Here is a 21141-nt window from a genome sequence, read left to right on the forward strand (position 1 = left end):
AGCTCTCTCATCCATCTCCGTAAAGCTTCATCCAGGAAGGGCGAAACATCATTTTGAGGCCGGTCGGATCGCCGGGGGCGATCCCCATGGCCTCAAAAATCCGGGAACATCCCCGCGATGGCATCCCTGCTCAGATGATCCCCACCTGACTGTAGTCCCCCAGGGTGAATTTATACGCCTTCGGCTTCATCGGCGAGTGGGTGATCGCCACACGGCGGCCGATCAGGCTGTCGGCGATCCGCGGGATGTCCTCAATGCGGCAATGCTCCAGCACAATGCTGTGCTCGATCTCGCTGTTGACGATCTCACAGTGATGATAGATGCTGGTGAAGGGGCCGATATAACTGTTCACAATGCGGGTGTGTTCACCGATGATCGCCGGGCCACGGATCCGGCTGTTGATGATCTCCGCGCCCTTCTCGATGACCACCTTCCCTTCCAGTATGGAATCCCGATCCACATAGCCCTCCACCCGCGGCTCCAGCTCCTCCAGCACCAAGCTGTTGGCGGCAAGCATATCGATGGGCTTCCCCGTATCGATCCACCACCCGGTGTGAAGATAGGGATAAACCCGGTAGCCTTTCTCCACCAGATATTGAATGGCGTCCGTGATCTCCAGCTCGCCCCGCCAGCTGGGGCGGATGGCTTCCACGGCCTCGAAGATCGGCGGCCGGAAGAGATAGATGCCCACCAGCGCCAGGTTGCTCCGCGGCTCCCGGGGCTTCTCCACCAGCCGCACGATGCGGCCGTTTTCCAGCTCCGCCACTCCATAGTGCTGGGGGTCAGGGACCTCCTTCAGGACGATCTGGGCGTCGTAGTCGCTTTCCAGGAACATCTGCACCAGATGGCGAATCCCCCCCTGGATGACATTATCGCCCAGGAACATCACGAAGGGCGTGTCCCCCAGATAGCTCCGGGAGATTTTCACGGCGTGGGCCAGGCCCAGGGGCGCCTCCTGACGGATATAGGTCACCTTCACCCCCCAGCGGCTCCCATCCCCCACCGCCGCCATCACCTCAGGGGCCGTATCCCCCACCACGATCCCGATATCCGTGATGCCTGCGTCTCTGACCGTTTCGATGACCCGGAAGAGAACCGGCTTGTTGGCGATGGGGATGAGCTGCTTGGCGCTGGTGAAGGTCAGAGGATACAGGCGAGTTCCCTTCCCTCCGCTCAGGATCAGCGCTTTCATGGATCTCCCGCTCCTCTTGGGGTTTCGGGATTAGTAGGAATCTATCCCCTCCCACCTGCGCCCCCTTCGGGCGCTTGCGGGCGGGATCCGGCCGACCGAACCCCGCCGCACCTCCAGCGTTTTCCATTCTATCCGACAATCCGACGCTCGGGCAGCGGTTCGGCGTTCCGCATTCCCTGTAGGGCAACTGCAAGCAGTTGCCCTACTCCCCTCTACCGTCGCGTGCGCTCCGATTTCTTCTTCGGTTATCGGCTGGAAGAGGTGGCCCCCGGCCAGCGGGCGTTCATCGCCCTCCCGGAAAAGGCGCTGCTGGACCTGATTTACCTGCGCCCCGAGAGGGACCTGGATGTCTATCTGCGGGAGCTGCGCTTGCAGAACCTGGAGCGTCTCGATCCCCAGCGCCTGCACGAGTTCGCCGGGCGCTCGGGCGCGGTCAAATTCCGCCGGGCAGTGGATCTCATTCTTGCCCTGAAAGCGCAAGAAGAAGAAGCCTACGAAGCCCTATGAAAGATCACCTGGTGGCCCTGCTGACGAGGGAAAACCTGGCGCGGATGCTAAGAGTCGATGGGTAACGTAGAGGACTCACGCTGGTTGATCCGATGGAGCTCTGCTCCTCTTTCCACCAGGGGCACTTATCCCGCCCAGAGGATCACCCCCAGCACGGCGGCGTGGACCCGTTCCAGGGCCTCGCGGGCCTGGAGGAGATGGGCCCGACGGGTGCGGCGGACGCGCGCGATGAGGAGCGCGCCATCGCTGTGCTCCGCCAGCGTGAGGGTCCAGCTCACGGTTTGCGCCGGCGGCGCGTAAATCAGGATCCGCTCCGCCCGTCGCCGGAGGGCCTGGAGGAGCTCCCCCACCCTCCGCGGGCCGGGAGGCTGTCGATCCGGCCCCGGCGCGCCGGCGGGCAACAGGATGAGCCCGGGGATCCCGGTCTCGACCAGGGCTGCATCGATCGATCCTCCCATCCCGGTGAGCAGGCCGCGAAGACCGGGCGAGGAGGAAACCCTCAGCTCCTCGTGGAGCCGGGGCCGTTCCAGATCCGCATCCACCAGGAGGGTTTGCCGGCCTGCCTCTGCGAAGGCGATGCCCAGATCCCGCGCGACCTCCGCCGCCGGCTCTCCGGGGGATGCCGGCGTCAGCAGCAAGACCTGAAGCGGGTGCTCCAGGCGCAGCGCCTCCAGGTTCGCTCGCAGGATCCGGTAGGCTTCGGATATCATCGGCCAGGATCGGGGTTCCATCGCCGCTGCCGGATGCGAGGTTCACGAAAGGACTTCCGGGATTTCCTCCCGCCGCGGGGTTCCTGAAGGAGCTTCCACCCATCGGCGAAGGTTCTCCAGGCCTTCCTCAAAGAACAGCACGATCAGCCCGATCAGCAGTCCGCCCAGGCCGCCCAGGGCGACGTTCAGGCGGGTCTGAGGGCGGAACCGGGTATACGTGGGCTCATCCACCAGCAGCGCGTCAATCCGGTCCTCCCGCCGGAGCCGCTCGTTCTCCTTCTGTCGCCACTCCACAAACTGCTGCGCCCATCGTTTGGCGATCTGTCGAGCCAGCTCTCCATTTAGCGCGCGCACTTCCAGACGGATCACCATGCTGCGCTCATCCAGGGAAAGGGACATGTTCCGGCGCAGCTGCTCCGGGGCCATCGCCAGGCCCAGCTCCTGGATCACCCGGCGGGCGGAGGGCTGCGCGGGATCATCACCCCCATAGACGCTGGAGAGGATCTGGAGGTAACTGTTCAGGAGGGTTTTGGCGGCCTGGCTCTGGCCGAAATCCGGCCGCGCCGGCTGCACCGCGATCGTCGCCACCGCCCGATACACCGGCGTCTGCAGCCGGCTGTAGACGAAGGCCAGGCCCGCGGCGGCCACCGGGAAGAGGATCAGCGCCCACCCCCGCCGTCGCAGGAGCCGAAGGTAATGCTGGAGGAGCAACCAGTGTTCCGTCGCCCGGGCTGCCCCCAGCTCCATCCAGCCGATCAGCAGGGCCAGCGCGCTTCCCAGCACCATCCCCATCAACGCCCCGGCCGCCACATTGAAGGTCGTCTGCGGACGGAATCGGCCGGCGACCGGTTGATCCACCAGGAGCGCATCGATCTGGTCCTCCTGGCGCAGCGTCTGGTTTTCCGTTCGACGCCACTCGATGAAAAGCTCCGCCCACGTCCGGGCGATCCGCTGCGCCATCTCCGGATCGTAAGATCGGATCTCCAGCTCGATCAGGAGGCTGCGCTCATCCGCCGAGAAGATCGCGCTGCGCCGCAGCTGCTCGGGCGTCATATCCAGCTGCAGGGCCTGGATCACCCGGCTGGCCGAGGGCTGATGGAGATCCCCGCCCCCATATGCGCTGGACATGATCTGCACGTAGCTGCTCAGGAGGGTTTTGGCGGCCTGGCTCTGGCCGAAATCCGGCCGCGCCGGCTGCACCGCGATCGTCGCCACCGCCCGATACACCGGCGTCTGCAGCCGGCTGTAGACAAAGGCGCTCAGGGCGGTCACGATGGCCAGGACCGGGATCAGCCACCCCCATCGCCGCAGAATCTGTATCAGATCCCAGAGGCTCATCGGGCTCCCTCACATGGCTCAGGCCATCCGGCCTGGGGTTCGAGGAGGCTTCCTCCCCTCTCGACGAACAGCTCATTCATTTCCCCGGCGTCGAGGGATCTCCCCCAGCACCCGGAAGCCCAGGCGCTCCACATCCGTTCGATCCCAGATGCGGGGATCCAGGAAATCGGCCAGGAAGGCCATGGTGAATCCCCCCAGGAGGCCCAGGGCGATCCGGAAGAGCGGTCCCAGCCGGGCGCGCAGGGGAGGCGCGGTGGGCGAGGCGGCGGGGACATCCAGCGGCGTCAGCACGGCCATCCCCTCCCCTGACTGGGGCCAGACCTGGTCGACCTCCCGACGCGCCACCGCCACCGCCGCCCGGGCGATCGCCTCCGTCACCCCCGGATCCGAAGCGGTGACGTAGAGAACCACCAGGGACCGCTGATAATCCGAAGCCAGGGCCCCCTGAACCGCGGGGGGCGAGAGGGTGAGACCCTCCGCCTGCAACTGCGCCGCCACCCGTTCCGCGAAGTCCCGGCTTCGAACCCAGGCGGAAACAGCCGCGGCCAGGTATTCGCTGGAGAGCCAGCGGTAGTAGCCTTCGTAGTCGTAATCCCCGCGGCCCTCCGGCCGGATCCCCACCGCCAGACGGATGGAGGTCTGATAGGCAGGCGCTGGGGGACGATCGAGCACGGCCCCGAAGAACCCCAGCGTGGTGGGGATCAGGACCAGCCACCCCCATCGTTTCAACACTCGAAGCAGCTCCTCAAACGTCATCGGACCTTCCGTCAGGAAAGCGAAGCTCCCCAGCGATCCAGCAGGGTCCGTTCCACATCATGGCCCCGACGGGCGGATTCCCACGCCAGCTCCACGATTTTCTTTATTTTTTCCTGGAACAACTGTTTGTCAAACCGCTCTGCGTGGCGTCGGATCACCCCGGGATCGAACCGCAGGTCCTCGAGGCGGCGCACCGCCTCCGCCAGGCTCTCCGGCGTAGACGCATGGAAGAAGACCCCGGTCACGCCCTCCACCACCGTATCCAGCGCCCCGCCGGCCGCGAAGGCGATCACCGGCCGCCCGGCGGCCATCGCCTCCACCGGCGCGATCCCGAAATCCTCCACCCCCGGGAACACAAAGGCCCGGCAGCGTGCATAAAGCTCCGTCAGCTGCTCCGCTGGAACCCTCCCCAGGAACGTGATGGTCGGCCCAGCCATCCGCTGGAGACGCCGACGATCCCGGCCATCCCCCACGATCACCAGGGGCAGCCCCAACCGGTTGAACGCCTCAATGGCCAGGTCGATCCGCTTGTAGGGGATCAGACGGGAGACGATCAGAAAGTAATCCTCCGTGCGGGCGGCAGGCTGAAAGCGCTGCACATCCACCGGCGGGTGGAGAAGGATCGAGGGACGTCGATAGAACTTCTGGATGCGACGGGCCACCTCCCGCGAGATGGCGATGAAGGCATCCACCCGATCCGCCGCCGCCCGATCCCAGATCCGCAACAACGTGATCAGCGGCCGCAGCAGGCGCCGCAGCGGCCCCGGCAGGCCCTCGCGGGCGATGTATTCCTCGTAGGCCCAGACATAGCGGGTCGGCGTCAGGCAGTAGCAGAGATGAACCGTGGAGGGTCCCGTGACCACCCCATGGCAGAACCCGCTTTTATTCGAGATCACGACGTCGTATCCGGAGAGGTTCAGCCCATCGAACGCTAAAGGATAAAGCGGGAGGTAAAGCTGGTGATGCCGGTGAATGAAGGGCATGGCGTCCAGCCAGGTGGTGTGGATCTCCCAGCCCCGATAGTGAGCGGGCATCCGATCCCGGGCGTAGATGCTGGTGTAGATGGGAGCGCCGGGGAAGGCCTCCACCAGGGCCTCCAGCACCGCCTCCGCGCCTCCCATCTGATTGAGCCAGTCGTGGACCAGCGCGACGCGCATGGGCTCCCTGTGCAATGCAGGCAGGATCTCCCCGGCTAAAGCAGGGAAGGCGAGCGAACCGGGGCGAAGGACCGGCGGTGGATGGGGCTGGGGCCGTAGATCCGAAGCGCCCGACGGTGGTCCGGCGTGCCGTAGCCTTTATGCCCTGCGAAGCCGTATCCCGGGTAGATCCGATCCATTTCCACCATCCATCGATCCCGGGCGACCTTGGCCACAATGGACGCCGCCGCCGCCGACAGGCAGCGGGCATCCGCCTGAAAAAGAACCCGCTGGGGCAGCGGGACGGGCAGGGTCATGGCGTCCACGATCAGCGCCTCGGGAGGGATCGGCAGCGCCTCCAGGGCCCGCAGCATCGCCAGGCGGGTCGCCGGGACGATGCCGAGGGCATCGATCTCCTCCGGGCTCGCCATCCCGATGCCCACCCCCCGGGCGATCCGAAGGATCTCCGGAAAGAGGGCCTCCCGCTGCTCAGGGGTCAGGGTTTTGGAATCCCGCACCCCCGCTAGCCCACGGCGCAAGCCCCTGGGATCCGTCGGAAGGATCACCGCAGCCGCCACCACCGGACCCGCCCATGCCCCCCGCCCCGCCTCATCCAGGCCCGCCACGTTCTGAACGCCCCGACGCCAGAAAGCCATCTCCTCAGCGAGCGTCGGCCGGCGATGGCGAGACCGACTCCGACCGGGCATAGCGTCCCTTCCACGCGTTCCAGCGGATCAGAAGCAGCTCGCGGAACATGTTCAGGCTGTCCCGGAACAGCCGGACGCGGCTTTCCGGGTTGAAATACCAGATCACCGGGACCTCCACGATCCGGTAGCCGCGCAGGCGGGCGATGAACAGCACCTCCACGTCAAAGCTCATGCCATCCAGCCGCTGTGCCCGGAAGAGATCCTCCGCCGCCTCGGCGCGGAACATTTTGAAGCCGCACTGGGTATCCTGGAAGCCGGGAACCGCCAGGATGCGGACGATGGTGTTGAAGACGCGGCCGATCAGGTGGCGGTAGAGAGGCTCCCCGATCCGCCGGGCTCCTGGCGCCTCACGGCTGCCGATGGCCACATCGAAGTCGTCCAGCTGCGGCGGGAGGAACTTCACCACCTCCTCAATGGGCGTGGAAAGGTCCGCATCGCAGATGTAGCGATAGCGGCCGCGGGCGGCCAGCATCCCCTGGCGGACCGCCCGCCCCTTCCCCCGCTGGGGGTCACGGATCAGACGGACATACGGATGATCCCGCGCGAAGGCCTCCACGATCTCCGCCGTTCGATCCGTGCTGCCGTTCTCGACGACGATCACCTCGGCCGGCTGGCCCCAGGACCGCAGGAAGCGGTCGATGGCCTCCAGGGCGCGGGGCAGCCGGCGCTCCTCGTTGTGAGCAGGGATGATGATGGAAAGCAGCGGTTCGTCCATCGCCGGCCTCAAAGATCCCGGGGTTCCCTCCGTCTCAGCAGGAAGCAGCATACCACAGGGGCTGCCTTCTGGAAAAGCCGCCTTTCCTTACCAACCCATGGCGTTATCCCGTTGTCGAAAGGGCCTTTATAGACCAATCGATGAAGGGCGGCATCGACCAGACGAGGGTTCACAGAGAAGCGATAGAAGGATACGGTGAAAATGCGACCCCAGAAATCACGCCGGATTTCTCGGTCCGGGTGACGAACTGGATGAACAGGAAGATCCGCCGGAGGTGGACATGGCCATCACGCCATCTACGAATCCCGAGGGAGGAAAGAGGGCTTAATACGCTCCCTGTCCCATAAGGACCCGCGGGACCGTGCGGAGCATAATCTCCAGATCGAGCAGCGGCGACCAGTTCTCGATGTAATAGATGTCCAGCAGACACATCTCATCGAACGTGAGATCGCTGCGGCCGGAGATCTGCCAGAGGCCGGTCATGCCCGGCACGGCGGCCAGGCGCTGGCGTTGCCAGGGCTTGTAGGCTTCCACCTCAGCCGGCACCGGCGGGCGCGGCCCCACCAGGCTCATCTCCCCTTTCAATACGTTGATCAGCTGCGGCAGCTCGTCCAGGCTCAGCCGGCGCAGGATCCGCCCGACCCGGGTGACCCGCGGATCGTTCCGGATCTTGAAAAGAGGGCCGCTGGCCTCGTTCAGCGCCCGCAAGCGTTCCTGCTCCTGCTCCGCCCCCACCCGCATGGTTCGAAATTTATACATCGTAAACAGACGACCCTCCTTCCCCACCCGCACCTGGCGGAAAATCACCGGGCCCGGAGAGTCCAGCTTGATGGCCAGGGCGATCAGCGCCATCAGCGGGGCGGAGAGAAGAAGCAGAAGGGCCGCCAGAACCAGATCCATCGCCCGCTTGATGCGGAACTGCCAGGGGGAGAAGCGGGCCTCCCGGATGCCGATCAGAGGGATCCCATCCAGATCCCGCACGTCCAGGCGGCTTAGGGTGAGCTGGAAAGGATCCGGGACGATCCGCACCGGGATGCGCCGGGCCTCACAGTGCCGGACGACCTCCTGGATCCGGTCATAAAAGGCCATCGGGAGGGTGATAATCACTTCATCCACCCGGTCTTCCTGGAGGACCTTCGGCAGATCCTCCAGGGTGCCCCGAGCGCGGAAGGGGCCGATATCGGTGCGGGCTTTCTCCGGATCATCATCCACAAACCCCACGATCCGATACCCCAGCTCCGGCCGAGCCAAGGCCGCCCGCATCACCGCTCTCCCCAGATCCCCCGCCCCGACGATCAACGCCCGCACCACGCCGATACCCCGCCGGCGCATGATCCGCTCCGCCCGGCTTTCGAAAAGCCGCAGGATCCCCAGCAACAGGACCACCAGCAGGGCCGCTTCCAGGAACATCAATCGGGAATAGAAAAGGGACTGGGAGAAGAACACCACCGCCATCAGGACCAGGGTGCTCTTGGCCACCGCGTTCAGGATGCGATACATCTCCTCCAGCCACGGCGCCCCCATCTGGGGGGGATACACCCGGTCCAGGCGGAACATCAGCACCAGGAGAACCGTCCAGGCGATCTGGAACGGGATGTAAGCGGAAAACGGGGCGTCGAAGGTGATCTCGCGGAACCATTCCCACCGGTAACGCATCAGATAAGCCAGCACGAAAGCAACCTGGATCACGATGAGATCCAGGCCGATGCGAATCCATCGCCACCACCACGGAATCCTTCGATCGCTCATAGGACCCATCCGCCAGCGCTCTTTCCGGGTCTCTCTCCATTTGCCGCCTGAGGGGCTGCGACGGGAAAGGAAGTCCCGTTGAGGGAAAGCCCCTCTGGCTCCCTCCTGGCCCCGGAAGCGTTCATGGATCCAGGCCGGAAACGGAACGCTGCGCGATTTTATTATAAAATTCCACGATGACCCTTGCGGTCCTTTCCCAGGAAAACTGGCGGGCGCGCGTCAGCCCACGAGCCCGTAACATTTCTCGAAGCGCATGATCCCGAAGCAGCGTCTGGATCCCTTCCGCCCAGGCCTCGATGTCGTCGGGATCGACCAGGAAGCCGGCTTCCCCCACCACTTCCGGGAGGGAGGACGCCCGGGCGGCGATCACCGGGGTTCCACAGGCCATCGCCTCCAGCGGCGGCATCCCAAACCCTTCATACCGGGATGGATAAGCCAGGAGGGTGGCCGCATTATACCAGAGGGGGAGCTCCGCGTCCGGCACGAATCCGATCCAGCGGGCTCGACCTTCCCGCTCCAGGGCCTGCAAACGGGGACGAAAAGCCGGTTTCCATCCCTGCCCGCCCACCAGGATCAGAGGAACGGATGGGCGAAGTCGGGCGATGGCCTCCAGCAGAACCCCCAGGTTCTTCCGTGGCTCCAGCGTCCCCACATAAAGGATAAACGAATCCGGCAAGCCGTATCGAGCCCGAAACGCGGCCACCTCCCCCTCCGGCAACGGCCGGAAACGGGGATCGACCCCGGGATGGGCCACTTCGATCTGCTCCGGGGGAAGCTTCCAGAGGCGAATGAGATCTTCACGGGCCGCCTGCGAGATCGTCAGGATCCCCGCCGCCCGCCGGCAGGTCAGCCGGGTAAAGAGGCGCAGATAGATCCGATTCCACGCCCGAAAAGCTTCCGGGTGGCGAACGAAGCTCAGATCATATACGGTGACCACCACCGGCAGGCGAACCGCCAGCGGCGCGACGAAGGCCATCGCATGGAGCAGATCCCAACGCTCCCGGGCGAGAAGAAGCGGCATGACCAGCTGCTCCCACAGGATCCGGACCACCGGCCGATGGGTCGGCCAGGTCGTCCGGACCCAGCGGATCCCCGGCGCTTCCGGGGCGCAGGAACGTGGTCCGATGAACGCGGTGAAGGCGATATGAGGGGCTACCCGGGGAAGGCGTCGCAGGACCTCATCGATATACCGATGGATCCCGGCGCTGCGATAGGACGCCTCGCCGGCCAGCAGCTGGGCGTTCAGGGCGATTCGAATTCCGATAGAATGGGAAGACACGCGGCGCGCTCCCGGGATGACTTCAATACGATTCTATCCGATCAGGAGAGCTTCAATCCGCAACGCGGAGGAATCCGAATGGCCCTCTTGCTTCGCGAGGAGGATGTGCGGGCCTTGCTGCCGATCGCCGACGCTATCGAGGCGCTGGAATGGGCCTTCCGCGCCCAGGCCGAGGGTCAGGCGACCAACGTGCCTCGCGCTCGCGTCCGCTGGCCCCGCGGCGCCCTCCACGTGATGGCCGCTGGGGGGCCCGGGGTCGGCTACGTCGGCCTGAAGGCCTACACCACCGTCGGGGGGCAGGCCCGCTTCGTCGTGTTGTTGTTCGACGTCGAAAGCGGAGCGCTGGTCGCCCTGATCGAAGCCGATATGCTGGGCCGCCTGCGAACCGGGGCAGCCACCGGCCTGGCTACCCGCTACCTCGCCCGCCCGGATGCTCGAAGGGTGGGCATATATGGAGCGGGGCGTCAGGCGGCCACGCAGCTCATGGCCGTTTGTGCCATCCGGGATATCGCGGAAGCCCGGGTCTACAGCCCGACCCGGGAGCGTCGAGAGGCGTTCGCCCGCCGCATGGCGGAGACCCTCGGGATCCCCGTGCATGCAGTGGATCGGCCGGAGGCCGTCGCGGAGGAGGCGGACATCCTGATCACCATCACCTCTGCCCGCGAGCCGGTCCTGCGGGGGGCCTGGCTGCGGCCAGGGGTGCACATCAACGCCGCCGGCTCTAACGCGTGGATCCGCCGGGAACTGGATGAGGAAGCCATCGTTCGAGCGGATTTGATCGTCATCGATTCGCGGGACCAGGGGAAAGGGGAAGCGGGCGATCTCCTGGAGCCTCTGGAGCGGGGACGGTTACAATGGGAGCGGATCCACGAATTGAAAGATGTGGTCGCCGGGCGGGTGCAGCGCACCCATCCCGATCAAATCACGCTCTTTAAATCCCTGGGCATCGCTCTGGAGGACGTGGCTGTGGCGGCCCTGGTCTACGAACGAGCACGGGCCCGGGGGGTCGGTGAACCGGTGCGCCTGGCGGAGGTCCCGCTGATGGACTGAACGCGAGGGGATGGAACCCATCCCTTTGAAAGCCCAGGGCTCAGCAGGCGTCCACTATGCCGGAGCTTCCCGAAGTCGAGACGCTGGTTCGAGAGCTGCGCCCCCATGTGACGGGCCGCCGGATCGGCCATGTGATCCTGCACTGGCCTGGATGTGTGGCCACTCCCGCCCCTTGCCAGTTCGTCCAGCGGATGACAGGGCGAGAGATTCAGGAGGTCCGGCGGCGGGGCAAGTTCCTCTGGTTCGTCCTGGACGCGGGAGCATGGCTGGTCCACCTGAAAATGACCGGCCGCCTGTTCCTGCTTCCCGCTTCCGCGCCGGATCCTTATGCCCGGGCCGATTTCATCCTGGACGACGGGCGCATCCTCCGGTTCCAGGATCTCCGCAAGTTCGGTCGTTTATACTGGATCGCGGATCCGGAGCCCATCTTCCGTCCGTTGGGGCCGGAGCCCCTGGATCCGCAGTTCCGGCCCGAGGATCTCGCCCGACAGCTTGCCGGCCGCCGGGGGCGCCTGAAGGCGCTGCTGCTCGATCAATCGGTGCTGGCCGGGATCGGGAACATCTACGCAGACGAGGCGCTCTGGCGAGCACGGCTGCATCCGATGCGATCCGCCAACTCCCTGACCGGGGCGGAACTCCGACGCCTCTGGAAAGGCATTCGAGAGGCCCTCCTGGCCGGCCTGCGCCATCACGGGACCACCATCCAGTGGTATCGCCGGCCGGAGGGGGACAGCGGAGAGCATCAACGGTATCTGCGGGTCTACGGGCGAGCGGGGCAACCATGTTTCCGCTGCGGAACCCCAATCATCCGTCAGGTCCTCCAGGGCCGCAGCGCCTATTTCTGCCCGGGTTGCCAGCGATAGCGGAGGGACCCCTCGCAAACCTGAAAATATGGATACCGGAAGGCTCAGATTCCAGGAGAGGGGCGCACATCTTGGGATGGGGAGAAGTCGATGCGCCATGCGGGCGATCGGTGTGGATCTGGCCTGGTCTCCACGGAACCCGACGGCCGCGGTGGTGCTTCGCTGGGATGAGGATCACTGGGCCATGGAGGCCTGGGCGGATGACCTGCGTTCCGACGCGGAGATCCTGGATTTCCTGGCTCCTTATCGGGAAGACCCATGCATCATCGGGATCGATGCGCCGCTGATCGTCCCAAACGAGGAGGGTTCGCGGCCCTGTGATCGGTGGGTCGCCTCCCGGTTCGGACGCCATCATGCCGGGGGCTACCCGGTGAACCGGCGCTGGCTCCGTTCCTTCGGCGGCCTGCGGGGGGAAGCCCTGGCCCAGATCCTGACGATCTGGGGGTTCACGCTACAGCCGCCCCTTCACCCAGGGGCCCCCATCCGCGCCGTCATCGAAGTCTTCCCTCATCCCGCGGCGATTGCCCTGTTCGGCCTCCGGCGGATCATTCGCTATAAGCGCCTGCGCCGGGGCCCGTGGATTCGCGGGCTGCGTCGGTGGCACCGCCAGCTCCTTGCGCTGGAGCGCTTCAACCCTCCGCTTCACTGGCCAGAGACCTGGCGCGCCCCCCCGCCGGAAGCCCGAACCCGGCGAAGCCTGAAATCCTGGGAAGACCGGCTGGATGCTGCCTTTTGCGCTTATATCGCGGGCTACGTGTGGTTCCACGGCCCGGCCGGCTATGAGCAGATCGGCGATCTGGAACATGGATACGTGGTCATCCCACGCCGTCCGGTTTGATGAGGCGGGCCGCTTCAGCCCTTACGCGCCTGCCGCAAAACAGCGCTCGCTTATCCCCTCGTTTCGGGCAGGCGGGTGCCTTCGGCACGCCTGCCCCCCGAACATTTCCTCCCTCCCCGCGTCGCGCAACGTGCGGAGAGGAGAGATCTTCGGGAGTTTTTCATACACTTTCTCAGGAGGGGCGAACCGCCATGAGCGGGGAATGGCCGTGCTGCGCGGAGCCGCTGCCGGAGGAGGTCCGGCGCGGCCTGGAGCAGTTCAACGCCGGGGAGTATTTCGAACAGCACGAAACGCTGGAGCACGCATGGCGCGCGGAGACCCGGCCGGTCCGCGAGCTCTATCAGGGGATCCTGCAGATCGGCGTGGCCTGCTATCAGATCCAGCGGGGCAACTATGCCGGCGCATTGAAAATGCTGCGACGCGGCCTGGCCCACCTGGCCCCGGTGCCGGATCACTGTCAGGGGATCGACGTGGCGCGCCTGCGGGAGGATGCCCTGCGGTTGTTGAGGCAGCTCGAGGAGCTGGGCCCGGAAGGATGCCGGCGGATCGATGAGCGCCAGCTCCCCCGTGTGATATTTGCACCGAAATACGGCCTGCAGGAGGGGCCTGAGTTTAGCCCCGACGCTTAGGCTCGGCCTGACATCGCCGCTGAAGCGGCTTCGAGGTCAACCGTAGATGCCGATCGCTGCAACAAGGGGAGGCTCCATGAAAGCCGTGTTGATGCGCCGACGAGGAGGACCGGAGGTGTTGCAGGTGGAGGAAGTGCCCACCCCCAGCCCGGGGCCCGGCGAGGTGCTGGTTCGGGTGCATGCCTGCGGCCTGAACCATCTCGATCTCTATACCCGGGCCGGCGCGCAGGGCCGCAAGGCGAAACTCCCCCATATCCTGGGCCTGGAGCCCGCCGGGGAGATCGCAGCCCTCGGGGAGGGCGTAACCGGATGGCGAGTGGGAGATCGGGTGCTGGTGGGCGCTTTCATCGTATGCGGGGAGTGTGAGTTCTGTCGCGCCGGGATGGATAATCTGTGCCAGCGGCGGAAGATCCTGGGCGTCGACCGCTGGGGTGGCTATGCCGAGTATGTGGTGGCTCCAGCCGCCAATCTGATGCCCCTGGGGCCGAACACCTCATATGAGGCGGCCGCGGCCATCCAGGCCGCTTTCGGGACCGCATGGCATATGCTGGTGAGCCGGGCGCGCATCCGACCGGGGGAAACGGTGCTGGTGCTGGCCGCCGGCAGCGGCATCGGCACGGCGGCCATCCAGATCGCCAAGCACTTCGGATGCCGCGTCATCGCCACGGCGAGCAACAACGACAAACTGGAAAAGGCCCGCGCCCTGGGCGCCGATGTGCTGATCAATTACCGGGAACATCCGCGCTTCAGCCTGCGGGTGATGGAAGCCACCGGGGGGCGAGGAGCGGATATCGTTTTCGAGCACGTGGGCTCCGACACGTGGAAGGAAAGCGTGGCCTCGCTGGCCTTCCGGGGCCGGCTGGTGTTCTGCGGCTCGACCACCGGGCGCTGGGGAGAGACCGATCTCTGGGGAGTCTTTTACAAGGAGGCGGAGATCCTGGGATCCTTCGGGGCCACCCGTGCGGATTTCCAGGCGGTGATGGAGCGGGTGGAACAGGGGATCTTCCGCCCGGTCATCGATCGGATCTTCCCTCTGGAGGAGGCCGCGGATGCTCATCGCTACCTGGAGGATCGGCGGGTCTTCGGCAAGGTGGTGCTCCGGATCCCCTGAGGGTTTGGTCTCCTATCCCCTCGGGTTGCGCTTCCAAGGACATCCCGGGATAAAGGGGATGCCCCCTCAGGGCTCCCCATACACATCGGGCCGCGCCGCCCGGACCCATTCGGCGGGGATGCCGCACAGGAACCGCAGGGGCTCCTGCCCGGTGTTGCGGTACTGATGCGTTACGTGGGGTGGCACGAACACCACATCCCCAGCCCGGATCGGATACACCTGATCGCCGATCTGCACCTCCCCCTCCCCGCTGAGGACGAAGTTCTCGTGCTCGAACCAGTGGGCGTGGAGCGGGGTGTGGCCGCCCGGCTCCAGTTCGATGACCCGCAGGCGGTAGGTCGGGGCGCCATGTCGGGTGTCGATGATCCATCGAATGGAGGCGCCCCGGGCGCCCGCATCGGTCACCGGCTGCCGCTCGCACGCAGTGAAGGGAGAAGGACGTCGGGGGTCGAACTCGCCCATCGGCTTCCTCCTGGGGAAAGGGATTCGCCTTCATTCTACTCGATGCGGAGGCCCAGGCGGTCGGCCAGGTGGGCGCGGATCGCCGCCTGCACCGCCTCCATGGGCTGGGAGGCGTCGATCACCACCCATCGGGCGGGCTCGGCGGCGGCCAGGGCGAGATAGCCCTCCCGCACCCGTTGATGGAAGGCCAGGTCCATGGCGTCCAGGCGGGTCCAGGCCTCGCCGGAGGCCCGGCGGCGGGCCAGGCCCTGTTCCACCTCTACGTCCAGCAGGAAGGTGAGGTCCGGCTGCAGGCCGCCGGTGGCGAACCGGTTCAGACGCCGCAGCTCCTCCAGATCCAGGCCCCGACCGTAACCCTGATACGCCAGGGTGGAATCCGCATAGCGGTCGCAGATCACCACCCCGCCCTCGGCCAGAAAGGGCTGGATGACCCGCTCGACCAGCTGCGCCCGGGCGGCGCAGAACAGCAACGCCTCCACCCGGGCGGTCATGTCCGTGTGCTCGTGGGCGTGAAGCAGCGCACGGATGGCCTCCCCGACTGGCGTGCCGCCCGGCTCCCGGGTGAAGAGCACCCGATATCCCTTCCCCTGGAGGAAGCCGCTCAGCCAGCGCGCCATCGTCGTCTTGCCGCTTCCCTCAGGACCCTCAAAGGTAATCAAGAAGCCGCGCATGGCCCCATGTTCCCGCGTCAGAAGCCCTGAATCCAGTGCGCGTAAAGATAGGCCAGCATGCCGCTCCAGAGCAGGCTGTCCAGTCGATCCAGCACCCCCCCATGCCCGGGGAAGAGATTCCCCGAATCCTTCACCCCGGCCCGTCGCTTCAGAACCGAGACCGAGAGGTCCCCCAGAGTCCCCAGGCTGCCGATCAAAAGCCCCAGCAGGGCTCCGGGCCCTGCGCCCAGCTCTATGAAAAAGCCCAGAACCGCGCCCACTCCCATGCCGGCCAGGCATCCTCCGAAGAACCCCTCCCAGGTTTTGCCGGGGCTCCACTGAGGGGCCAGCCGATGCCGGCCCCATCGCCGGCCCACCAGATAGGCCCCTGTGTCGGCCGCCCAGGTGGTGAACAGCACGAAAGCCACCCACCAGCGCCCGTGAGGATCCGGCAGATTCCGGAGCCAGACAAAGGAGCGCCCCAACCACCCCAGGTAAAGACCTCCGGCCGCAGTGAACGCCCAGTCCGCAACCGGATGCTCCGTGCGCCGGATCCACCAGAACCACACCAGGGCCATCGGGGGGGCCAGCGTGAGGGTCAGCTCCGCCACGCGGGAGCCCGGGAGGAAAGCCATCCCGTCTCCCAGGAAACCCAGGATCATCAGCCCGATCCAGCCCGGAGAGGGAGAGAACCCGATGCGACGGATCAGGTGGGTGTATTCCCAGGCGGCAGCCAGCAGGATCAGACTGACCGTTACCGCCCACGGCCATCCGCCCAGATGAACCAGGGCGGTCAGGAGAGGGATCGCGATGAGGGCAACGAGGAGACGCTGGCGCAGCACGGCTAACGCGATGGATGAGAAGGGGCCAGTTGCTCGCTGATCTGCCCGAAACGACGCTCCCGCCGGCTGTAGGCCTCGATCGCCTTCAGCAGCTCTTCCCGATCGAAATCCGGCCAGTAAACCGGGGTCACGTAGAACTCCGAATAAGCTGCCTGCCACAGCAGGAAGTTGCTCAGGCGCATCTCCCCGCTGGTGCGGATGATCAGATCTGGATCCGGCAACCCGGCCGTATACAGGTAACGGGAGATCAGGGATTCATCCACCGCTTCCGGAGGGACGCCATCGGCGATGATCCGGCGGACGGCCTCGACGATCTCCTGACGTCCCCCGTAATTGAAGGCGACACACAGGATCAGCCGGGAGTTCCCCTTCGTCCGCTCGATGGCCATGCGGATCTTCTGCTGAAGCCGCTCCGGCACCCCCTCCAGGCTGCCCAGATGGCGGATCTGCACGCCGTTCCGGTGCAGGTTATCCAGCTCGCGATCGATCATCTGCTCCAGCAGGCCGAACAGGCCATACACCTCATCGGGGGGGCGACGCCAGTTCTCCGTGGAGAACGCATAGATCGTGAGGATCTGGACGCCCAGGTCGGCGCACGCCTCGATCACCCGGCGCAGGTTCTCCGTCCCCGCCCGATGTCCCGCCAACCGAGGGAGCCCCCGGGCTTTCGCCCACCGGCCGTTGCCGTCCATGATGATGGCGATATGGGTCGGGATTTTCAACATCGTCTCCATCTGCTGACCGTTCTTCTCCCTCACAAACCCCCTCCTTGGATGCCGACGGCAGGAACCCGGGATGCAGGATAGATGAGAATGAGAAGGCGAGGGGGCTCAGAACGACATGATCTCCTTCTCCTTGGCCTGAGCCACCCTCTCCGCCTCTTCGATATATCGGTCCGTGAGCTTCTGGACCTCTTCCCGGGCTTCCTCCAGCTCGTCGTCAGACATCTCCTTGTTCTTATGCCGGGTTCGAAGCTCCTCCAGCGCATCCCTTCGGATGTTCCGAATCGCGATGCGGGTTTCTTCCAGGCGCTTATGCACCAGCTTCACCAGCTCCTGCCGGCGCTGCTCCGTAAGCCGGGGCAGGACCAAGCGGATGATCCGCCCATCGTTGCTGGGGGTCAACCCCAGATCGGATTTGAGGATCGCCCGCTCGATCTCCGGCAGCGCCTTTGGATCGTAAGGCTGGATCGTCAACAGATTGGGCTCGGGGGCCCGGATGATCGCCAGTTGTTCCAGAGGAACCTGGGTTCCGTAGTATTCCACCGGGATCCGCTCCACCAGGGCCGGAGAGGCCCGCCCGGTGCGGATGCCTTTCAATTCGTCTTCAAACACCCGGATGGCCTTGCGCATGCGCTCTTCCGCATCCCGGAAAACCTGTTTCGGGATCATCGCGGGTCTTCACCTCCATCCAGGATGAACGCAAAGGCACTGAGGTGGAACGCCCGCATGAACAACGGATTTCCCTCCGCCTGAGCGAGGGCCATCGAGCCAGAAGAATAGAACCGAGCCCGTTCCGAACGCCCCCGGGAAGAAACCCACGGCGTCCCCCGATAGGCCGCCGGGGGCACTGCGGGGCAAGGCCTGGCCTCATGGTCATCAACCATCGATGAGCGTTCCCACAGGCTCCCCCCGCACCGCCCGCTCCAGGCTATCCGGCTGCCACAGATCGAGGACGATGATCGGCAGGTTGTGATCCATACAGAGGGACAGGGCGGTGCTGTCCAGGACCTTCAGGCGCAGGTTCAGGGCCTCTATATATGTTAGTTTATCAAACTTGCGGGCATTCGGGTTCACCATCGGATCGTCGTCATACACGCCATCCACCTTGGTGGCCTTAATGAGAACGTCCGCGTGGATCTCCATCGCGCGCAGAGCGGCGGCGGTGTCCGTCGTGAAGTAGGGATTTCCGGTTCCGGCCCCCAGGATCACCACGCGGCCCTTTTCGAGGTGGCGGATCGCCCGCAGTCGGATATAGGGCTCCGCGATCGCCCGCATTTCGATGGCGGTCTGGACGCGGGTAGGCACCCCCAGGCGCTCCAGCGCATCGCGCAGGGCCAGGGCGTTCATCACCGTGGCCAGCATCCCCATCTGATCCGCGGTCGCCCGGTCCATGCGGTGGGCGATGCCATCGCGGCCTCGCCACAGGTTGCCAGCCCCGATGACGATCGCGATCTCCACCCCCATTTCCTTCACCGCCTTAATGCGAGCGGCCAGCTCCGCGGCCCGCTCCGGGCTGATCCCGAAGCCCCCGGGGCCCGCCAGCGCTTCCCCCCCCAGCTTCAGGAGAATCCGGCGATATTTGGGGCCTGACATCGAGACCACTTTCCCCTCCCCGATCGGGTTAAAATCAAAGGCCGGGCCTCGGGCCCGGCCTTTGATTTTACTCAACGGTCTCCCCCAGCTCATAACGGGTGAACCGGCGAACCACGATGTTTTCCCCCACCCGGGCGATGGTCTCCATGATCACCTGGCCCACCGTGCGATCCTCGTCTTTGATAAAGGGCTGCTCCAGAAGACAAACCTCCTGGATGAACCGGTTCAGCCGGCTCTCCGCGATCTTTTCCGCAATATGAGGGGGCTTGCCCTCGTTCAGGGCTTCCTTCAGATAGATCTGGCGTTCGTGCTCCAGGACCTCCGCGGGGATCTCCTCCCGCCGGATATAGCGGGGGCTGGTGGCTGCGATCTGGAGCAACAGGTCATGGGCCAGCTGCTGGAACTCAGGAGTGCGGGCGACGAAGTCCGTCTCGCAGTTCAGCTCCAGCAGCACCCCCACCCGATTGCCCGGGTGCACATAGGCGACCACCAGGCCTTCCCGGGCGGTCCGCTCCAGCTTCCGGGCCGCCCGCGCCAGGCCCTTCTCCCGCAGGTAATCGATGGCCTTCTCAAAATCCCCGCCCGTCTCCTCCAGGGCCTTGCGGCAATCCAGGATGCCAGCCCCGGTCATCTCCCGAAGACGCTTGACCATGTCCACTGAGATGTTCAAGGGACCTCCCTCCGGATCCAGGGGTTTGGAAGAATCCTCAGGCTTCCAGCTCTTCGAACGTCTCTTCTTCCTCGAGCCCCACGGCCTCCTCGCCCTCCTCTTCGGCCTCGAACACACGGCGCAGCTCCAGCGCCGGCTCCTCTTCCTCGACCTCCTCCTCGATCGCCTCCGCCACGCCCATCTTCTCGCGCAGCTGAAGGCCCTCCACCACCGCATCCGCGATCAGACGGGTGACCAGCTTGATCGAGCGGATGGCGTCATCGTTCGCTGGAATGATGTAGTCGATGGGATCCGGATCGCAGTTGGTATCCACCATGGCGATCACCGGGATATTGAGGGCGTTCGCCTCCCGGATCGCCGTCGCCTCCCGCATGGTATCCACCACGAACAGCATGTCCGGGAGGCGCTTCATCAGGCGGAGGCCTTCGAACTTGAGGCGCATCTTTTCGTATTTCCGACGGAGGCGGATCGCCTCCTTCTTGGGCATCGTCTCCAGCCCGCCGTTGCGGATCATCTCATCCAGCTGGATGTAATAACGGATGCGATCCCGGATCGTGCGCCAGTTGGTGAGCGTGCCGCCCAGCCAGCGGTAATTCACATAAGGCATCTGACACCGCTGGGCCTCCGCCGCGATGGTCTCCTGGGCCTGGCGCTTGGTGCCCACGAACAGGATCACTCCTCCCCGGGCGACCTGATCGCGGACCAGGGCATAGGTGCTCTCGAGGGCGCGGATGGTTTGCTGGAGGTCGATGATGTGGACGCCGTTTCGCTCCGTGAAGATGTAGGGTTTCATCTTGGGGTGCCAGCGGTTCGTCTTGTGGCCGAAGTGCACCCCCGCTTCCAGCAGCTCTTTCATCGTCACCAGCGGCATAGACCCTCCTCCGCATGCGTTTTGATCCGCCACCCCTTCTCCCCGGCGGGAGCCGGCGCACCGCCGGCACGCCCCAACCGGTCCAGGGTGTGTGGGATCCGACACCAGGGGGGAAGTATACTACACTTCCAGGGATCCCGCCAGCCCTTTTCAGTTTTCAGAAAGAACGCGGCGTTTTCCGCTCTCGAGCCCGCCCAATGAAGCCCGCGCTCAGCGGGATGCAGCGCCCGGCGCTCCCACTCCTTTACCGGATGGGCAGGACAGCGGCTTCTCTCCCCTCCCGCACCGCTGGCTTGACCGACCGATTTGCCCTTTTTACAATTTTCCCTGGAGTCCTTCTTCGCAGGAGTTCGGATGGTCCAATGGCGCTCCCTGGTGGCGATGATCGGGGTGATGAGCCTGGTGGGGCAGCCCCTGGCGTTCCCCCCGAGATCCTCCGCCTCCGCCCCTGGACGGATCGCATCCTGGCCTCGGGCCTCGCCATCCTTCCAGAGCCCATTGCCGCCGCCCACCCCGCCTGCGCCTGCCCCCTCCCTGCCGCCTCCCCTTCCCCTGCCGCCGCCCGAGGAGATCCCCGTCACCCCCGGCACGGCCGCCCGCTTCCTCGACGGGCGGGTCACGGTGGAGGTGCCCCCCCGTCGCCCCCATCGCCCGCCTCCGCCTGGCCGCCCGGGCGATCCGCCGCCTGGGCGCCGGCCAGGCCGGCCTGGCCCTCGTCTTCGACCTCACCGCCGCCGACCCCCGCGGCGCC

The 21141-nt window shown here is 65.6% G+C and carries 23 protein-coding genes; 6 read left to right on the plus strand and 17 right to left on the minus strand.

Translation table 11 applies throughout. The features are described from left to right. Positions 1 to 130 precede the first annotated feature (130 nt). Positions 131 to 1192, minus strand: coding sequence for a glucose-1-phosphate thymidylyltransferase (locus tag VAE54_RS02915; RefSeq protein WP_322800434.1), 1062 nt, complete (start codon positions 1190 to 1192; stop codon positions 131 to 133). A 261-nt stretch (positions 1193 to 1453) separates the two neighbouring features. Here VAE54_RS02915 and VAE54_RS02920 point away from each other — a divergent pair, with 261 nt between their 5' ends. Further along, positions 1454 to 1699 carry a hypothetical protein gene (locus VAE54_RS02920; RefSeq protein WP_322800435.1) on the plus strand — a complete coding sequence of 82 codons (246 nt, stop codon included), beginning with the start codon at positions 1454 to 1456 and terminating at the stop codon, positions 1697 to 1699. Positions 1700 to 1824: 125 nt separating this feature from the next. Here VAE54_RS02920 and VAE54_RS02925 read toward each other — a convergent pair whose 3' ends face one another. The 8 genes from VAE54_RS02925 to VAE54_RS02960 form a co-directional block, all read right to left on the minus strand. Beyond that, positions 1825 to 2409: a CpsD/CapB family tyrosine-protein kinase gene (locus VAE54_RS02925; RefSeq protein WP_322800436.1), complete on the minus strand. Its 585-nt coding sequence runs from the start codon at positions 2407 to 2409 to the stop codon at positions 1825 to 1827. Between the two features lie 42 nt (positions 2410 to 2451). Continuing rightward, a complete protein-coding gene (locus VAE54_RS02930; protein ID WP_322800437.1) occupies positions 2452 to 3747 on the minus strand; it encodes a Wzz/FepE/Etk N-terminal domain-containing protein in 1296 nt (431 codons plus the stop codon). A 72-nt stretch (positions 3748 to 3819) separates the two neighbouring features. Further along, on the minus strand, positions 3820 to 4503 hold the full coding sequence (locus tag VAE54_RS02935; protein ID WP_322800438.1) for a hypothetical protein: 684 nt from the start codon (positions 4501 to 4503) through the stop codon (positions 3820 to 3822). 11 nt (positions 4504 to 4514) lie between these two features. Then, positions 4515 to 5660, minus strand: a complete 1146-nt coding sequence (locus VAE54_RS02940; RefSeq protein ID WP_322800439.1) for a glycosyltransferase — start codon at positions 5658 to 5660, stop codon at positions 4515 to 4517. Between the two features lie 35 nt (positions 5661 to 5695). Next, positions 5696 to 6346 carry a ribonuclease HII gene (locus VAE54_RS02945; RefSeq protein WP_416223762.1) on the minus strand — a complete coding sequence of 217 codons (651 nt, stop codon included), beginning with the start codon at positions 6344 to 6346 and terminating at the stop codon, positions 5696 to 5698. After that, positions 6300 to 7061, minus strand: a complete 762-nt coding sequence (locus tag VAE54_RS02950; RefSeq protein WP_322800441.1) for a dolichyl-phosphate beta-glucosyltransferase — start codon at positions 7059 to 7061, stop codon at positions 6300 to 6302. Before VAE54_RS02950 ends, VAE54_RS02945 begins: the two co-directional genes overlap by 47 nt. Before the next feature lie 324 nt (positions 7062 to 7385). Continuing rightward, positions 7386 to 8810, minus strand: a complete 1425-nt coding sequence (locus VAE54_RS02955; protein ID WP_322800442.1) for an undecaprenyl-phosphate glucose phosphotransferase — start codon at positions 8808 to 8810, stop codon at positions 7386 to 7388. A 121-nt stretch (positions 8811 to 8931) separates the two neighbouring features. Next, complete coding sequence (locus VAE54_RS02960) at positions 8932 to 10089, minus strand: glycosyltransferase family 1 protein (RefSeq protein WP_322800443.1); 1158 nt, start codon at positions 10087 to 10089, stop codon at positions 8932 to 8934. Positions 10090 to 10167: 78 nt separating this feature from the next. On the opposite strand from VAE54_RS02960, the gene VAE54_RS02965 reads away from it, so the two are divergent. The 5 genes from VAE54_RS02965 (at position 10168) to VAE54_RS02985 (ending at position 14580) form a co-directional block, all read left to right on the plus strand. Further along, a complete protein-coding gene (locus tag VAE54_RS02965; RefSeq protein ID WP_322800444.1) occupies positions 10168 to 11139 on the plus strand; it encodes an ornithine cyclodeaminase family protein in 972 nt (323 codons plus the stop codon). A gap of 56 nt (positions 11140 to 11195) precedes the next feature. Further along, complete coding sequence (mutM, locus tag VAE54_RS02970; RefSeq protein ID WP_322800445.1) at positions 11196 to 12002, plus strand: bifunctional DNA-formamidopyrimidine glycosylase/DNA-(apurinic or apyrimidinic site) lyase; 807 nt, start codon at positions 11196 to 11198, stop codon at positions 12000 to 12002. Between the two features lie 97 nt (positions 12003 to 12099). Continuing rightward, the gene (locus VAE54_RS02975; protein WP_322800446.1) at positions 12100 to 12840 is read left to right on the plus strand and encodes a DUF429 domain-containing protein; all 741 of its coding nucleotides are present in this window, start codon (positions 12100 to 12102) and stop codon (positions 12838 to 12840) included. A 191-nt stretch (positions 12841 to 13031) separates the two neighbouring features. Next, positions 13032 to 13469, plus strand: coding sequence for a DUF309 domain-containing protein (locus tag VAE54_RS02980; RefSeq protein ID WP_322800447.1), 438 nt, complete (start codon positions 13032 to 13034; stop codon positions 13467 to 13469). 76 nt (positions 13470 to 13545) lie between these two features. After that, positions 13546 to 14580 (plus strand): zinc-binding dehydrogenase, encoded by a 1035-nt coding sequence (locus tag VAE54_RS02985; RefSeq protein WP_322800448.1) that lies wholly within the window; start codon positions 13546 to 13548, stop codon positions 14578 to 14580. Positions 14581 to 14646: 66 nt separating this feature from the next. Here the strand turns inward: VAE54_RS02985 and VAE54_RS02990 are convergent, their stop codons facing one another. From VAE54_RS02990 to rpsB, 8 genes are all read right to left on the minus strand, one after another. Then, positions 14647 to 15042: a cupin domain-containing protein gene (locus VAE54_RS02990; protein WP_322800449.1), complete on the minus strand. Its 396-nt coding sequence runs from the start codon at positions 15040 to 15042 to the stop codon at positions 14647 to 14649. Positions 15043 to 15077: 35 nt separating this feature from the next. Further along, a complete protein-coding gene (gene tmk, locus VAE54_RS02995) occupies positions 15078 to 15713 on the minus strand; it encodes a dTMP kinase (RefSeq protein WP_322800450.1) in 636 nt (211 codons plus the stop codon). 17 nt (positions 15714 to 15730) lie between these two features. Beyond that, positions 15731 to 16534 (minus strand): phosphatidate cytidylyltransferase, encoded by an 804-nt coding sequence (locus VAE54_RS03000; RefSeq protein ID WP_322800451.1) that lies wholly within the window; start codon positions 16532 to 16534, stop codon positions 15731 to 15733. A gap of 2 nt (positions 16535 to 16536) precedes the next feature. Next, the gene (locus VAE54_RS03005) at positions 16537 to 17268 is read right to left on the minus strand and encodes an isoprenyl transferase (protein WP_416223763.1); all 732 of its coding nucleotides are present in this window, start codon (positions 17266 to 17268) and stop codon (positions 16537 to 16539) included. Positions 17269 to 17364: 96 nt separating this feature from the next. Beyond that, positions 17365 to 17925, minus strand: a complete 561-nt coding sequence (gene frr / locus VAE54_RS03010) for a ribosome recycling factor (protein WP_322800453.1) — start codon at positions 17923 to 17925, stop codon at positions 17365 to 17367. A gap of 207 nt (positions 17926 to 18132) precedes the next feature. Further along, the gene (gene pyrH, locus VAE54_RS03015; RefSeq protein WP_322800456.1) at positions 18133 to 18849 is read right to left on the minus strand and encodes a UMP kinase; all 717 of its coding nucleotides are present in this window, start codon (positions 18847 to 18849) and stop codon (positions 18133 to 18135) included. Between the two features lie 67 nt (positions 18850 to 18916). Further along, on the minus strand, positions 18917 to 19519 hold the full coding sequence (tsf, locus tag VAE54_RS03020; protein ID WP_322800454.1) for a translation elongation factor Ts: 603 nt from the start codon (positions 19517 to 19519) through the stop codon (positions 18917 to 18919). Positions 19520 to 19556: 37 nt separating this feature from the next. Beyond that, complete coding sequence (gene rpsB, locus VAE54_RS03025) at positions 19557 to 20390, minus strand: 30S ribosomal protein S2 (protein WP_322800455.1); 834 nt, start codon at positions 20388 to 20390, stop codon at positions 19557 to 19559. Between the last annotated feature and the right edge of the window lie 751 nt (positions 20391 to 21141).

The sequence above is a fragment of the Thermoflexus sp. genome, from assembly GCF_034432235.1.
GTDB lineage: Bacteria > Chloroflexota > Anaerolineae > Thermoflexales > Thermoflexaceae > Thermoflexus.

Bases quoted from the DNA above. Each gene is read 5' to 3' on its own strand.
- VAE54_RS02915 (WP_322800434.1), bottom strand. From the start codon at position 1,192: ATGAAAGCGCTGATCCTGAGCGGAGGGAAGGGAACTCGCCTGTATCCT.
- VAE54_RS02925 (WP_322800436.1), bottom strand. From the start codon at position 2,409: ATGATATCCGAAGCCTACCGGATCCTGCGAGCGAACCTGGAGGCGCTG.
- VAE54_RS02930 (WP_322800437.1), bottom strand. From the start codon at position 3,747: ATGAGCCTCTGGGATCTGATACAGATTCTGCGGCGATGGGGGTGGCTG.
- VAE54_RS02935 (WP_322800438.1), bottom strand. From the start codon at position 4,503: ATGACGTTTGAGGAGCTGCTTCGAGTGTTGAAACGATGGGGGTGGCTG.
- VAE54_RS02940 (WP_322800439.1), bottom strand. From the start codon at position 5,660: ATGCGCGTCGCGCTGGTCCACGACTGGCTCAATCAGATGGGAGGCGCG.
- VAE54_RS02945 (WP_416223762.1), bottom strand. From the start codon at position 6,346: ATGCCCGGTCGGAGTCGGTCTCGCCATCGCCGGCCGACGCTCGCTGAG.
- VAE54_RS02950 (WP_322800441.1), bottom strand. From the start codon at position 7,061: ATGGACGAACCGCTGCTTTCCATCATCATCCCTGCTCACAACGAGGAG.
- VAE54_RS02955 (WP_322800442.1), bottom strand. From the start codon at position 8,810: ATGAGCGATCGAAGGATTCCGTGGTGGTGGCGATGGATTCGCATCGGC.
- VAE54_RS02965 (WP_322800444.1), top strand. From the start codon at position 10,168: ATGGCCCTCTTGCTTCGCGAGGAGGATGTGCGGGCCTTGCTGCCGATC.
- mutM (WP_322800445.1), top strand. From the start codon at position 11,196: ATGCCGGAGCTTCCCGAAGTCGAGACGCTGGTTCGAGAGCTGCGCCCC.
- VAE54_RS02975 (WP_322800446.1), top strand. From the start codon at position 12,100: ATGCGGGCGATCGGTGTGGATCTGGCCTGGTCTCCACGGAACCCGACG.
- VAE54_RS02980 (WP_322800447.1), top strand. From the start codon at position 13,032: ATGAGCGGGGAATGGCCGTGCTGCGCGGAGCCGCTGCCGGAGGAGGTC.
- VAE54_RS02985 (WP_322800448.1), top strand. From the start codon at position 13,546: ATGAAAGCCGTGTTGATGCGCCGACGAGGAGGACCGGAGGTGTTGCAG.
- VAE54_RS02990 (WP_322800449.1), bottom strand. From the start codon at position 15,042: ATGGGCGAGTTCGACCCCCGACGTCCTTCTCCCTTCACTGCGTGCGAG.
- tmk (WP_322800450.1), bottom strand. From the start codon at position 15,713: ATGCGCGGCTTCTTGATTACCTTTGAGGGTCCTGAGGGAAGCGGCAAG.
- VAE54_RS03005 (WP_416223763.1), bottom strand. From the start codon at position 17,268: ATGGAGACGATGTTGAAAATCCCGACCCATATCGCCATCATCATGGAC.
- frr (WP_322800453.1), bottom strand. From the start codon at position 17,925: ATGATCCCGAAACAGGTTTTCCGGGATGCGGAAGAGCGCATGCGCAAG.
- pyrH (WP_322800456.1), bottom strand. From the start codon at position 18,849: ATGTCAGGCCCCAAATATCGCCGGATTCTCCTGAAGCTGGGGGGGGAA.
- rpsB (WP_322800455.1), bottom strand. From the start codon at position 20,390: ATGCCGCTGGTGACGATGAAAGAGCTGCTGGAAGCGGGGGTGCACTTC.